Origin of the sequence: Nonomuraea maheshkhaliensis, from assembly GCF_039529435.1 — a bacterium.
Lineage (GTDB): Bacteria > Actinomycetota > Actinomycetes > Streptosporangiales > Streptosporangiaceae > Nonomuraea > Nonomuraea maheshkhaliensis.
Window position 1 is genome coordinate 53,104 of record NZ_BAAAMU010000060.1, and the last position, 13,294, is coordinate 66,397.

Annotated in this window: 9 protein-coding genes and 1 pseudogene; 4 read left to right on the forward strand and 6 right to left on the reverse strand. The window is 73.1% G+C overall.

Translation table 11 applies throughout. The annotated features are described in order from the left end of the window. Nucleotides 1-8: 8 nt before the first annotated feature. Entirely contained in the window at nucleotides 9-1,658 is a 1,650-nt protein-coding gene (locus ABFX54_RS33050; RefSeq protein WP_346110503.1) for an MmpA family trehalose lipid delivery protein, read from the reverse strand. Nucleotides 1,659-1,823: 165 nt separating this feature from the next. On the opposite strand from ABFX54_RS33050, the gene ABFX54_RS33055 reads away from it, so the two are divergent. Beyond that, entirely contained in the window at nucleotides 1,824-3,692 is a 1,869-nt protein-coding gene (locus ABFX54_RS33055; protein ID WP_346110504.1) for a hypothetical protein, read from the forward strand. 63 nt (nucleotides 3,693-3,755) lie between these two features. On the opposite strand, the gene ABFX54_RS33060 is transcribed toward ABFX54_RS33055, so the two are convergent. Together ABFX54_RS33060 and ABFX54_RS33065 are read right to left on the reverse strand one after the other, a co-directional pair. Further along, on the reverse strand, nucleotides 3,756-5,993 hold the full coding sequence (locus ABFX54_RS33060; RefSeq protein ID WP_346110505.1) for an acyl-CoA dehydrogenase family protein: 2,238 nt from the start codon (nucleotides 5,991-5,993) through the stop codon (nucleotides 3,756-3,758). Nucleotides 5,994-6,067: 74 nt separating this feature from the next. Then, nucleotides 6,068-6,934: a hypothetical protein gene (locus ABFX54_RS33065; RefSeq protein WP_346110506.1), complete on the reverse strand. Its 867-nt coding sequence runs from the start codon at nucleotides 6,932-6,934 to the stop codon at nucleotides 6,068-6,070. Nucleotides 6,935-7,073: 139 nt separating this feature from the next. Between ABFX54_RS33065 and ABFX54_RS33070 the strand changes: the two genes are divergently transcribed. The 3 genes from ABFX54_RS33070 (at nucleotide 7,074) to ABFX54_RS33080 (ending at nucleotide 10,176) form a co-directional block, all read left to right on the forward strand. Then, nucleotides 7,074-7,541 carry a hypothetical protein gene (locus ABFX54_RS33070; protein WP_346110507.1) on the forward strand — a complete coding sequence of 156 codons (468 nt, stop codon included), beginning with the start codon at nucleotides 7,074-7,076 and terminating at the stop codon, nucleotides 7,539-7,541. Nucleotides 7,542-7,650: 109 nt separating this feature from the next. Then, nucleotides 7,651-9,081, forward strand: a complete 1,431-nt coding sequence (locus tag ABFX54_RS33075) for an AMP-binding protein (RefSeq protein WP_346110508.1) — start codon at nucleotides 7,651-7,653, stop codon at nucleotides 9,079-9,081. Nucleotides 9,082-9,099: 18 nt separating this feature from the next. Next, nucleotides 9,100-10,176 carry a S1C family serine protease gene (locus ABFX54_RS33080; RefSeq protein ID WP_346110509.1) on the forward strand — a complete coding sequence of 359 codons (1,077 nt, stop codon included), beginning with the start codon at nucleotides 9,100-9,102 and terminating at the stop codon, nucleotides 10,174-10,176. Nucleotides 10,177-10,256: 80 nt separating this feature from the next. On the opposite strand, the gene ABFX54_RS33085 is transcribed toward ABFX54_RS33080, so the two are convergent. The 3 genes and pseudogenes from ABFX54_RS33085 to ABFX54_RS33095 form a co-directional block, all read right to left on the reverse strand. Further along, complete coding sequence (locus ABFX54_RS33085) at nucleotides 10,257-10,799, reverse strand: OmpA family protein (RefSeq protein WP_346110510.1); 543 nt, start codon at nucleotides 10,797-10,799, stop codon at nucleotides 10,257-10,259. Further along, entirely contained in the window at nucleotides 10,783-11,391 is a 609-nt protein-coding gene (locus tag ABFX54_RS33090) for a hypothetical protein (RefSeq protein ID WP_346110511.1), read from the reverse strand. The genes ABFX54_RS33085 and ABFX54_RS33090 overlap by 17 nt, the downstream gene beginning before the upstream one ends. A 75-nt stretch (nucleotides 11,392-11,466) precedes the next feature. Next, a pseudogene (locus ABFX54_RS33095) lies at nucleotides 11,467-13,294 on the reverse strand (AfsR/SARP family transcriptional regulator); the annotation flags it as partial.

The window sequence follows — 13,294 nt, forward strand, 5'->3', positions numbered from 1 at the left end:
AGCAAGACTCAGCGACCAACCCGTTCGAATCTGTACAACCCCAGGTCACGGGTATCGACCAGGACCCTCGCGCTCCGTAGCCAGAGACCGAACCGGCGCCGCTCCTCAAGTGTCCCCGCATCCACAATGACGTAGCGGAATCCGGCCGCTGGCAGGTCGGGCGAGGATCCTTCTAGTACGCGTTCTACCTCGCGGGCGCGGGGATCCTCGCTCCTGACGACCAGCTCGCCGACCCGTACGGCGTCGCTGGAGACCACCCGCCGGCCCGGCACCGCGAAGAAGCGCTGGGCCGGATCCAGCACCGCCCGGCCCCCGTTCCACGGGAACTGCCGGTACGACTCGAACGGCAGCACCAGCACGTCCCCCGGCACGGGATCACGCCTGATGATCTCCCGCGCGGCCGTCCAGCTCGCCGGATAGGACACGCTGCCGAGCCGCCCCAGTGACCCCCACGCCATCGTGGGCAGCACGGCCAACGGCACCAGCACCAGCGCGACCGTCCACGCCCGCCGCCCCGCCACCGACCCGGCCACCGGCTCCGCCACTGCCCCCGTCACCGGCCCCGTCACCGGCCCCGTCACCGGCCCGACCGCCGACCCCGTCACCGACTCGGCCAGCGCGCCCAGCCCGAGCGCCGCGACCAGCGCCAGCGGCGCGACGAACTGCTGCGCGTCGCGGAACACCGCGAACCCGCCCCACACCTCCACGAGCCACTTGAACGCCTCCCGGCCCGGCTCGCTCACCCCCGCGCACGCCACTGCCAGCCCGGCCCCCGCTGCTACGGCCAGCCCCGTCCGGTACGGCGCCCGCGACCGCAGGAAGGCGACGATCCCGGCCAGCGTCAGCACCAGCCGGGCCACGGCTCCGGCCACGCCCTCGAAGCCGGGCGGGACCGCGTACCTGTTCCAGATCCCGCCCAGCGACAGCAGGCTGCCCACAGTGCCGAAGGGCGTGTCCGCCCGCGCGGCGAAGGCGTCGATCCCCACCGGATCGCCCTCGATGCCGTGCGGCCTGAGCGCGGTCGGCACCAGCCACGGCAGGCTGAACAGCGCCAGCACCCCGGCCACCCGCACCACGCCCCACCAGCGCGACTCGGCCGGGTCAGAAAGCCCGATTTTCCAGCGCGACAAGGCGACCGGCACCGACGTGATCGCCGTGACCGTCATCGCCGCGAACCCGCCCACCGCCGCGGGCAGCATCGCCAGGGCCACTCGCCGCCCCGACCACACGGCCCGCACCACCCAGGGCAGCCCCGCGTACCCGAGCAGCAGCGCCCACTGCCCGATCAGCAGCCGCTCGGCCACGTACGGGTTCCAGACGTAGAACGCCCCCGCCACCAGCCGCGGCCCCAGCGACCCCGACGGCAGCAGCAGCGCCGCCCCCGAGCACCCCAGCACGAAGACGGCCAGCAGGATCGCCTTCTGCACCAGCTCGGCCGGCAGCACCTGCGCCAGCGCGGTCACCACGGCATCGCTCGGCACGACCCGCGCCGCCCCGCCCGCCATCCCGAACGTGAACGCCGAGAACTCCGGCCCCGGCACGAACACCATGTCCTGGATCAGCGTGAAGCCCCAGCCCAGGGCGGGCCCGAGCGCCAGACAGCCCAGGGCCAGCCCGAGGAGGGCGGAGGCGGGCCCGGCCCGGACGGTACGCGGCATTGCGCTATGACATCACAACCGGGACAGCACGACCGGGACAGCACGACCGGGACATCGCAACCGGGACATCGCAACCGGGACATCGCAACCGGGCATCACAACCGGGACACGGCCATTCCACCGGCGACCTCGACCTGACTACGCTGCGCCGGTGAGGACGGGGCGATGACGACGGCGGAGGCGGCACCAGAGGTGACCCACCGGCCGCGCGGAGCCGACGCCGTGCTGGCGGCCGGGCTGGCGATGGTCGTGGCGCAGCTCGTGTGGAAGTTCGAGCTGGTCAGGCGGACCTACTTCCGCCAGGACGACTTCCACTACCTCATCAGGGGCCGGGAGAGCGGCTTCACCTGGGACTACCTGATGTGGGTTGACGTGGGCCACCTGCTGCCCGGGGGGTTCGGCATCTCGTGGGCGATGGCCAGGCTCGGCGGCTACGACGAGGTGCTGGCGCACACGATGACGATGGCGCTGCAAGCAGGGGCGAGCCTGGCGCTGCTGCGGCTGCTGGTGGTGCTGTTCGGGGCGCGGCCGGCGATCCTGGTACCGCTCGGCTTCTACCTGCTCACGCCCATGACGGTGCCGTCGCTGTCGTGGTGGGCGGCGGTGCTGGAGACGCTGCCGCTGCAACTGGCGCTGCCGATGGCGCTGGCGTCCCACGTCCTGTACGCGCGTGACGGGCGGACGCGGCACCTGGTGGCGGCGTGCGCGTGGGCGGTGTTCGGCCTGGCGTTCTTCGTCAAGGCCGCGTTCATCCCGGTGCTGGCGCTGGCGGTCACGGCCGGCTGGCTGACGACGTCGTGGCGGGGCCTGTGGCGGCTGTGGCGGGCCTGGGCGGCCTACGCGGCGGTCCTGGCGGCGTACTCGTGGATCTTCTTCACCGGCCTGTACGGCTCCGTCCAGATCAACCAGGCGACGCAGACCCCGAAGCTGCCGTCGCCGGAGGTGGCCGGCGAGTTCGCCTGGCTGCTGGGCTCGCGGGCGCTGGTGCCGTCTGCGCTCGGCGGGCCGTGGGCGTGGCAGCCGGTCGGCGACGACTACGCCATGGCCGCCACCCCAGAGCCGCTGGTCTGGGCCGGGCTCGCCGTCGCGGCGGTGGCGGTGGCGGTGTCCGTGCGTCATCGGCGGCGGGCCTGGGCGGCGTGGCCGGTGCTGCTCGGCTACTTCCTGGCGGCCGACGTGGTGCCGGTGCTGCTGGGCCGGATCGAGGTGCTCGGGCCCGGGGTGCTCGGGCACGAGCTGCGTTACCTGGCCGCCACCGCCACCGTCGTCGCCATCGTGATCGGGCTGGCCTTCATCCCGCTGTCCGGCGAGGGACAGCCGTGGCTGCGCCCGCCCGGTCGGCTCAGGTGGACGTGGCTCAGGTGGGCCTGGGTGCCGCTGGCGGCCACGTTCGCGGCGGGCTCTATCTGGTCGGTGGCCGCCTACGCCGACCGCCCGCTCGGCGCCCCCGTACGCGCTTACGTGGAGACCGCCAGGCAGGCGCTCGCGCGGGTGCCGGCGGGCACGGTCGTGCTCGACACGTACGTCCCGCCCGGCGTCGCCGCCGCGGCCTTCTTCCACGAGTACGCCCGCCACTCCAAACTGCTCGGCGTACCCGACCCCTGGCCGATGACCTGGACGACCAGCCTCTCCGGCCCCCTGCGGAACCCGATGGCGTTCGACCCGCACGGCCGCCTGCGACCGGTGGCCGTCAAGGGCCTGACGATCCCGCAGGGCCCCGCGTGCGTGCCGGTCGGCACGCGCGAGGTCCGCTTCCGCCTGCCCGCGCGGCTGCCCGGGGGCGAGTACACCGCGCAGATCTCCTACCTGAACGCGGCCGAGACCACCCTGTCGGTACGCCTCGGCCTCGGCGTCGCCCAGACGGCGGCCGGCAAGGACCTGGGCAGGACGTTCGTCAGGATCGCCGGAGAGGGCGCCGAGCTGGCCCTGCGCACGACCGGCGGCCCCGGCGCCTGCGTCGGCGAGATCAGGATCGGCACCCCGATCCCCGACGAGAAGGCCACGGCCATCCCCCCGCGGCCGGTGGGGGGATGACCGCAGCCGCCCGGGCCCCCTTGGTCCATGGCGCCGCGCGCCCGAAACCCTCGGCCGCGGTGGCTACTTGCCCGGCTCCGGGTCCCTGGGCAGGCCGAGCATGCGCTCGCCGATGATGTTGAGCTGCACCTCCGTGGTGCCGCCGTAGATGGTCATCGCCCTGGTCGCGAGCACCGCCCGGTTCCAGTAGCCGGCGTCGCCGAGCTTCATGTCCGCGGCGACCACCGCGGCGGGGCCGAGCAGCTCCACCGCGGTCTCCGAGACGTGCTGGGCGTGGGAGGTGGACAGCAGCTTGCGTACGGAGGCGTCCGCGCCCGGCTCCGCCCCGGCGAGCTGCTTGAGCGTCACCCGCAGTGACAGCGCGTTGATCGAGTGGCCCTCGCAGACCACCTCGGCCACCCGCTGCGCCTCGACCGGCGTCAGCTCCCGCCCCAGACGGCCGACCAGGCCGAGCAGGTCGGGGACCGACGAGCCGGTGCCGCCCGAGCCGGACGACAGCGAGACGCGCTCGTTGGACAGCGTGTTGCGGGCGACCTTCCAGCCCTCGCCGACCTCGCCCACGACCAGGTCGTCCGGCACGAAGACGTCGTCGAGGAAGACCTCGTTGAACAGGTTCTCGCCGGTCATCTCGGTCAGCGGCCTGACGGTGACGCCGGGGGCCTTCATGTCGACCAGGAAGTACGTGATGCCCTCGTGCTTGGAGCCCTCGCTGGAGTTGCGGGCGATGCAGATGCCCCATTCGGCCACGTGCGCGACGGAGGTCCAGATCTTCTGGCCGTTGAGCTTCCAGCCGCCCTCGACCCGCTCCGCCTTCATCTGCAGCGAGGCCAGGTCGGAGCCGGCGCCGGGCTCGGAGAACAGCTGGCACCAGATGATCTCGCCGCTGAGCGTCCTCGGCAGGAAGCGCTCCTGCTGCTCCCGCGTGCCGTACGCGGCGATCGACGGCACCACCCAGGCGCCGATGATCATCGCGGGCAGGCGTACCTTCGCGGCCTTGAGCTCCTGCGCGATCAGCACCTGCTCCAGGGGCTTGGCGTCGCGGCCCCACGGCCTGGGCAGGTGCGGCATGACGAACCCGGCGTCGGCCAGGGCCCGCTTCTGCTCCTTGCCCTCCAGCTCGGCGATGCGGGCGATCTCGGCGCGGATCGACTCGCGCAGCTCCTCGGCGTCCTCGGGCAGGTCGATCTCCATCTCGCGGGAGACGCCCTGGAGGGACAGCGCGGTCACGCTCGACGCCCACTCGGCCGACGAGCCGAGCAGGGCGCGCAGGGTGAGCGCGCGGCGATAGTAGAGGTGGACGTCGTGCTCGAAGGTGTAGCCGATGCCGCCGAAGGTCTGGATGGCGTCCTTCGCGCACTGCACGGCCGCGTCGGGGGCCATCACCCCGGCCACGGCGGCGGCGAACTCCAGCTCCTTGTCCGCGCTGACGGCCGCGCTGTCGCCGCCCTCCGCGGCCCGCTCGGCCCCGGCTCGCCGCTCGGCGGCGCGGGTGGCGTCCCACACCGTGGCGCGGGCCTGCTCCAGCGCGACGAGCATGCGGGAGAGCTTGTGCTTGATGCCCTGGAACTGGCCGATCGGGCGGCCGAACTGCACGCGTACCTTGGCGTAGTCGGCGGCGGCGGTGACGCACCACGAGGCCAGGCCCGCCGCCTCGGCGCCGAGCAGGATCGCGGCCAGGTTGCGCACGTCGGCGCTCCCGACGCCGCCCAGGATGCCCTCGGCGGGGACGACCACGTCGGTCAGCTCCACCTTGGCGACCGGCCTGGTCAGGTCGAGCGAGGCCAGCTCGGTGACGGTGGCGGCGGAGGCGTCGACCAGCACCCACTCCTCGCCGTCGGCCGTGGCCACGGGCAGGACCAGCGAGTCGGCCAGGGAGCCGCCCAGCACCGGCTCCGCCGTGCCGGAGACGACCAGGGAGCCGTCCTCGCGGCGGGTGCCGCGCAGCTCGCCGCTCAGCGCGACGGCGCCGGTCAGCGTGCCGTCGGCGAACGACTCCAGGTGCTCGGGGCGCTTGGAGGCGTTGATCACGGCACTGGCCAGCACGGTCGGCACGTACGGGCCCGGCGCCACCCGCTCGGCCAGCGCCTCGATCGCCACGGCCGCCTCCAGCAGCCCGTAGCCGGAGCCGCCGTGCTCCTCGGGCACGTGCAGGCCGAGCAGCCCCTGCTCGGCGAGGCCCGGCCAGAACGCGGGGCGTCCGCCGGCCCCGGCGCGCAGCAGTTCCGCGGGGATGTTCCGCTCGGCCCAGCCGCGCACCGACTCGCGGAGCGCCTCGTGCTCCTCGCTCAACCCGATAGCCATTGCTCATCCTCCAGCCAGGTCCGGGAGTCTACCCAGAACCATATTCTAGAGGATGCTTCTGGCGTGTCAGCCTGTCACAGCGGGCGAACTTGCTGGACGAGCGTGTTCAGGTCGCGCCAGTACTTCTTGTTCGAGTCGGGGATCGAGGCCAGCAGCATGGCGGGCTTGGTTTTGCCCACCTCGATCACCGTCACCACGGCCTGCGCCTGCTGCTTCTTGCCGTTGAAGGTGTAATCGACCTTGTAGCCGAGCGTCCAGCCCTTGCCGACCGGGATCTTCTGGGACGCGGTCCACTCGTCGAGCTGCGCGCCCTTCGGGTACTGGGTGCGGATCGCCCAGCGGACCGCCTCAGTGGCGAGTTTGCGGTAGTCGGCGTTCGACGAGGGCTTCTTCTCCGGAGAGTCGCCCGGGTACATCGCCGAGGCGATCACCGTGTGCGGGACCGCCACCTTGCCGATCCGCTGCGCGATCGAGAACGGCGGGAACGACTTGGCCTTCCACGGCGCGGCCAGCCTCGGATAGGTGATGCCCACGGTCTTGTCGGTGATGACGCCGCTGGCCAGGGACGCCGCCCCCGACAGCGTGTCCAGCGTCTTGCTGGCCGGGACCGGCGGCAGCACGACCGGGCTCACGGTCGGGCTGGCGCTGGCACTGGCGGTGGCCGACGGCGTCGCCGAAACCGACGCGCTGGGCACCGGCGCCACCGAGACCACCTGCTCGCCCGCCTGCTGGTTGGCGGGCACGTCGCCGGAGAACACGACGAAGACCAGGAGCACGGCCAGGACCGTGGCGAGGATGGCGCCGAGCAGGTAGACGGCCCTGATCGGGATGTCACCGAGCCGGCGTGCCGGAGGGGCGGCGGGGAGCGGGGGGACGGGCGGGATGGTCGCCATCGGGTGCTGCTGCGCCTGCTGCTGCCCGAACACCTGCCGCGGCTGCATCCCCGGCCCCATCGGCCCCGGCCCCATCATCGGATCAGGCCCCTGCATGGGCCTCGCGCCCTGCATCGGCCCCGGCCCCTGCACCGGCGCCGGGTGCGGGCCTGGGGAGGGTGGCGGGCCCTGGCGCGGCGGAGCCGGGGTGGGTGCCGGCTTGGGCGGCACGGTGGGGTTCGGGCCGGACTGGGTCGGGGCCGGCGGCTTCGAGCCGGTCTTCGCCGGTGCCGCGCCGGCCGGGCCCGCCTTGGCCGGGCCTGCCGCGGCCGGTTCCGCCGTGGCAGGGCCTGGCGCGGCCGATCCGCGCGGGGCCGGTTCCGCCTTCGACGGCGTGGTCGGGGTCTGCTTCGGGGGCGCCGGCTTCGGACCTGACTGCTTCGGAGCGGCGGGCTTGGGGGCGGCCGGTTTCGGGGTGGCCGGCTTGGGGTCCGACTGCTTCGGAGCGGTCTGGTCGGAGGTGGACGGCGCGGACGGCGGGCTCTGGGGCGGGGTCTGCGGCTTCACCGGGGCGGACGCGCCGGACGCCGGCGGCCGGGAGATCCTGATCGTCTGCTCGGCCTGCTGCTCCTCGGGCACGACGATCTTGCGGAACGGGGTGGTGGGTGAATCGTAGGTTCGTCTGCGCTCGCCGTCGTCCGCCATGGCCTTGAGATTACGTCACCACGGAGCGGGATAATTCCTCTATTCCCCCTGCAGAATCTAATTCTGTAAGGTCTGCGAACATGAGGGGTTTCTACGAGATCGCGGCCGAAGACCCGGAACGCCCAGCCCTCCTCGGCGACGCGGGCATGACCTACGGAGCGCTGCTCGACCGGGTCAACCAGGCCGCCAATGGCCTGACCTCGCGCGGAGTCCGCCCCGGCGACAGCGTCGTGACCGTGTTGAAGAACGGGGCCGACGCCCTGACCATGATGCTGGCGACGTACCAGATCGGGGTCTATCTCGTACCCGTCAACTGGCACTTCACAGCCGAGGAGATCGGCTACATCGTCGCCGACTGCGGCGCCGAGCTGGTGATCGCGCCGGACGCCCTCACGGTCGCCGAGCTCGTCGCGGAGCAGCCGACCGGCCCGCCGGGTCACCGGCGGGCCGGATCGATGATGCTCTACACCTCCGGCACCACCGGCCGGCCCAAGGGCGTGCGGCGGCGGCTGCTGGACCTGACGCCGGAGGAGCTGTACCCGATCCTGATGCGCAAGAGCTGGCGGCACTTCGGGCTGCCGATGGGCGGCGTGCACCTGGTGTGCTCGCAGCTCTACCACTCGGCGCCGTACGGGCAGGCCATGATGGCGCTGCAGTTCGGGCACTCGATCGTGGCGCCTGAGCGGTTCGAGGCGGCCGCCGCGCTGGAGCTGATCCAGCGGCATCGGGTGACGAACGCGTTCATGGTGCCGACGATGTTCCACCGGATGCTGGCGGTGCCGGACCGGGAGTCGTACGACCTGTCGTCCCTCACCCACCTCTACCACGGCGCCGCCCCCTGCCCGCCGGCCACCAAGCAGGCGATGATCGACTGGCTGGGGCCCGTGGTGTGGGAGTACTACGGCTCCACGGAGGCGGCCGTGGCGACCATGGTGTCCTCCCAGGAGTGGCTGGAGCGGCCGGGGACGGTCGGCAGGGCGCTGGACGGCATGTCGTTCACGATCGTCGGCGACGACGGCGAGGAGGCGGCCCCAGGACGGCCCGGCCTGGTCTACATCGGCGGGATCAACCGCTTCGAGTACCACGGCGACCCGGACAAGACGGCCTCGGCCATGCGCGGGCGGGACTACACGCCGGGCGACATCGGCTACCTCGACGACGACGGCTACCTGTTCCTGCTGGACCGGCGGACCGACCTGATCATCTCCGGAGGGGTCAACATCTACCCGGCCGAGATCGAGGCGGCGCTGCTCGAACACCCCTCGGTGGCCGACGTGGCCGTGATCGGCGTGCCTGACCCCGAGTGGGGGCACAAGGTGGTGGCGCTCGTCCAGCCGGCGGCCGGGGTCCGCGGCGGCGAGGAGCTCACGGCCGAGTTGCTGCGGCACTGCGCGCCCCGGCTGGCCAGGTTGAAGCACCCGCGGCTGATCGAGTACCGGGAGACGCTGCCCCGTACGCCGACCGGCAAGCTGAGCAGGCGGAACGTCCGGGAAACGTATCTTTCCGGCTGAGCTGGGCAGTGAGCTGCCATGAGGGAGATCGCCGCCGGACTGGTCGCCGCCGCCGTACTGCTGACCGGTTGCGGCCCTCCCCCCTCGGCCACGCGAACGGCCTCGCCGTCCGCGACCCCCACCTCCGCGACGCCCACCTCCGCGACGGCGTCCGCCACCGCGTCGCCGCAGGCCCTGGAGGCGGCGTACGAGCGGGTCATCAGGGAGGCGCTGCCGTCCATCGTGCAGATCAACACGAAGGTCGGGCTCGGCTCGGGCATCGTGTTCGACACCCAGGGACACATCGTCACGAACGCCCACGTGGTCGGGCAGGCCACACAGATGAACGTCACCATCGCCACCGGTGGCGCGCCCCGGCCGGCCAGGCTGGTGAAGTCGTTCCCCGCCGGGGATCTCGCGGTGATCAAGGTGGACCGGCCCGACGGGCTGAAGCCGGCCAGGTTCGGCGACTCGTCGAAACTGCGGGTGGGGCAGATCGTGCTGGCCATGGGCAACCCGCTGGGCCTTTCCGGCAGCGTGACGAACGGCATCGTCTCCGCGCTCGGCCGTACGGTCACCGAGCCGCAGAACCCCGGATCGCCCGGCGCCACCATCGCCGGGGCCATCCAGACTTCGGCCGCGATCAACCCCGGCAACAGCGGCGGCGCCCTCGTGGACCTGTCCGGCCACGTGATCGGCATCCCGACGCTCGCGGCCACGGACCCCGACCTGGGCGGCGGGGCCGCGCCCGGCATCGGCTTCGCGATCCCGAGCAACACCGCCACCGACATCGCCCGCCAGATCGTCGAGAAGGGCAAGGTCACCGACACCCACCGGGCCGCGCTCGGCATCCGCGGCAGCACGGTGATCGGCTCGGACGGACAGCCGAGCGGCGTCGGGGTGGCCTCGGTCGAACGGGGCGGCGGCGCCGAGCGGGCCGGGATCCGCGCCGGTGACGTGATCGTCTCGATCAACGGCAAGGATACGCCGACGATGGCGGCCCTGGCCGAGACCATCACCACGCTCAAGCCGGGCGACCAGGCCCGGGTCGGGCTGATCCGGGCGGACGGGGCCAAGGAGACGGTCAACGTACGGCTGGGCCGGCTGCAGGGCTGACGTGCCGGGGGCAGGGCCCGGGGACAGGGCCCGGGGACAGGGCCCGGGCGGCTACCGCCGGGTGCCCCGCTTCCGAGCGGTCATTGCCTGGCCGTGAAGACGATCTCGACGCGCCGGTTCTTGGCCCGGTTCTTCTCGACGGGCTTGCCCCCGATCAGATTGGGCAGCTTGGGGCGGCTCTCGCCGAACCCGCGCGACTCCAGCGTCACGCCCGCGTTCGCCAGCAGCCCGCTCATGGCCTGCCGCACGGACTGCGCCCGCCGCTCGGACAGCGTGCGGTTGTAGGGGTCGGTCCCCTGGTCGTCGGTGTGCCCCTCGATCGTGACCACCCCGCCGGCGCCCTCGGCCTCGACCTTCTCGGCCACCTTCGTCAGCCGCTGCCTGGCCTTGGCGGTGAGCTGCCACTTGTCCAGCGCGAACAGCACGTCGCTGGTCACGGCCACTCGCACCTGCCGGCCCTGCTTGGTCTCGCTCTCGGTGCCGTCCATCGACTCGACCTCGCCGACGATGTCCTCGATGGGGAACACGAGGTCCTCGACGGCCCCGGCTGCGTCCGGGGGCGGGCTGGGCGGCGGCGTCGGGGACAGCAGGAGCGCCAGCGCGACACTAAGAGATCGGAACATCGGTGAACACGCCGATCATCGGCATCTCGATGTTGACCTTGGTGACGTCCGCGGGCGGGGCGGCGAACACCGCGTACAGCGTGGACGACTGCTCCGGCTCCAGGAACTGGCCCTGCGTCCCCGAGCAGACGCACTCCGCGCCCTCGCCGGTGCCGTTGCGGGCCACGCGGTAGCGCTTGGCGTTGACCGGGTCGATCAGGGAGACGCCGGAGACGGTGAAGTCGAGCCCGCCACCGCCGAAGCCGTTGTGCACGTTGACCTTGCCGTCGAGGCCGGTGACCGTCCAGTTGAGGCTGACGGTCCTGCCCTGGCGCGTGAGCGCGGTGATGTCCACCCGGGCCTTGCCGTGCGTGCCGCTCGCGCCGGTGCTGACCTCGCGGGTGGCGATCACCTTGGTGTCCTGGGGCGGCGCGCTCTGCGCGGGCGCCGTCTCCGCCGCGGCGGACTGCTCGGAGGCGGCGCTCTGCTCGGACGCGGCGGCCGGAGCGGTTTCCGGCTGCCTCTCCTCGCCGCCCGCGCCCTGTTGACCCGGGATCACGCCGCAACCGGCCAGTGCGGCGGCCGCGAAAGCCAGTGCGATCGTCTTTCGCATGATGTGGTCACCTTCGTGGATTCGGGGATGTGACTCTCACCCTAGAGAGGCGACCTTCAGGATCCGCATAGTCCGCTAAATATGCTGATCAGGCCGCCTGCGGGCGTCTTGTGCGAGGCGTTCCGCCTCGGCTCTGCCCTGCTCGTCACCGATACCGGCAAACTCTCCCATAGTGCGAGTAAGTGTCACAACTGCGGCATCTGGCTGGCCGGCCTGCAGCTCGGCTCGGGCGAGGGCGAGCAGGGCCCTGGCGGCGTTCCTGCGGTCGCCGTACGCGGTGAACGTCTCCACCGCCGACCGCGCCGCCTCCGTCGCGGCCCGCCCGTCGCCGCGCGCCGCCTCGATCTCGGCCAGAACGAGCAGCGCCACCACCTCCGGCAGCCGGTCGCCGAGGCGGCGGTTGACGCCCAGCCGCCGCTCGACACAGTCGCGGGCCACGTCGGGCCGGCCGGCGGCCAGCTGCAGCCTGGCCAGGTCCAGCAGCGCCTCGGCCTCGCCTCTCGGGTCGCCGAGCTCCTGGTAGGCGGCCAGGCTCTGGCGCAACGCCTCCTCGTCCTGGCGCAGGGTGCCCAGCGCGCGCAGGGTGTCCGCCCGCCCGCGCCGATCGCCGGCCTCCTCGAAGACCCGCAGCGCCCGTACGAACGCCCGCTCGGCCTCCCTGACCCGGCCCGCGCGCCGCTGTCCGCTCGCGTCGTCGAGCCCACCTTCGGACTCGGCAGCCTGCACCAGGCCGAGGCGGAGCGTGATCCTGGCCAGTTCCAGGCCCTCCACCAGCGGCTGGGCCGCCCGGAGCGCGGCGGCGGCCGCGTCCGTACGGCCCTCCGCCCGGTGCAGGTCCGCCAGGCCGCGCAGCAGCAGGGCCTCGCCGTGGCGGTGGCCCGCCGCCCTGGCCGCGTCCAGCCCGGTGGCCGTCGTCGCGTGCCAGTCGTCGTGGTGGGCGCCCAGCTCGAACAGCGGGGTCAGGTAGAAGGCCAGCCGCCACGCGGCCTCGTACAGGCCGGCTCGGTGGAAGTCACCGACACACGCGGCCAGGAACCGGCGCTCGGCGCTCAGCCACCGCGCCTCCTGCCGCAACCACCCCGTCGCCAGACTCGCCTCTTCGATGAAGACCGTGAAGGAACCGGGCGGGTGGGCCTCGATGCGGCCCGTGCCGGGTCCCGTGGAATCGGGCGAGTGGACCTCGGTGCGGCCGGTGCCGGGTTCGGCCGGGAGGAGGGAGGCTCTGGCCTGACGGGCGCGTTCGAGGATCTCACCGGCCACGGCGGCGAGCACGCCGGCCGGGCCGCCGTCCTCCTCGGACAGGCGCTCGGCGGCGTAGAGGCGGGTCAGGTCGTGCCAGCCGAACCGCTCCTGACCGGCCTCGTCCAGCCCGCGCGACTGCAGCAGCCCGGCCTCCGCCAGCGGCTCAAGGTCCGCCCCGAACACCCAGGGCGCGAAGTCGGGAGCGGACAGCGCGCCCAGCCTGCGCAGCAGCCGCCGCTCCTGATCCGGCAGGCCGCGGTAGCCGAGCGCGAGGCTGCCCCGTACGGCCAGGTCTCCGGCGCTGAGCTCGTCGAGCCTGCGCCGCTCGTCCCCGAGCCGCCCCGCCAGGTGGTCGAGCGTCCAGCCGGGCCGCCTGGCCAGCCGGGATCCGGCGATGCGCAGGGCCAGGGGCAGGTGGCCGCAGAGCCGGACGATGCGCAGCGTGGCCTCGGGCTCCGCGCGCACCCGCTCGTGCCCGGCCACGCCGGCGAGCATCGCCACGGCCTCGTCCTCGCCGAGCAGGCCCAGCTCGTACGCCCGCGCCGCCTCCAGCCCGGCCAGCGGCGACCTGCTGGTCACCAGGGTGAGACTGCCCGGCCCCGTGGGCAGCAGCGGGCGCACCTGAGCCTCGTCGGCGGCGTTGTCGAGCAGCACCAGCAGC

What these genes read in the sequence shown, in the direction of transcription:
- ABFX54_RS33050 (WP_346110503.1), bottom strand. Translation starts at nt 1,658, where the DNA reads ATGCCGCGTACCGTCCGGGCCGGGCCCGCCTCCGCCCTCCTCGGGCTG.
- ABFX54_RS33055 (WP_346110504.1), top strand. Translation starts at nt 1,824, where the DNA reads ATGACGACGGCGGAGGCGGCACCAGAGGTGACCCACCGGCCGCGCGGA.
- ABFX54_RS33060 (WP_346110505.1), bottom strand. Translation starts at nt 5,993, where the DNA reads ATGGCTATCGGGTTGAGCGAGGAGCACGAGGCGCTCCGCGAGTCGGTG.
- ABFX54_RS33065 (WP_346110506.1), bottom strand. Translation starts at nt 6,934, where the DNA reads ATGCAGCCGCGGCAGGTGTTCGGGCAGCAGCAGGCGCAGCAGCACCCG.
- ABFX54_RS33075 (WP_346110508.1), top strand. Translation starts at nt 7,651, where the DNA reads ATGAGGGGTTTCTACGAGATCGCGGCCGAAGACCCGGAACGCCCAGCC.
- ABFX54_RS33080 (WP_346110509.1), top strand. Translation starts at nt 9,100, where the DNA reads ATGAGGGAGATCGCCGCCGGACTGGTCGCCGCCGCCGTACTGCTGACC.
- ABFX54_RS33085 (WP_346110510.1), bottom strand. Translation starts at nt 10,799, where the DNA reads ATGTTCCGATCTCTTAGTGTCGCGCTGGCGCTCCTGCTGTCCCCGACG.
- ABFX54_RS33090 (WP_346110511.1), bottom strand. Translation starts at nt 11,391, where the DNA reads ATGCGAAAGACGATCGCACTGGCTTTCGCGGCCGCCGCACTGGCCGGT.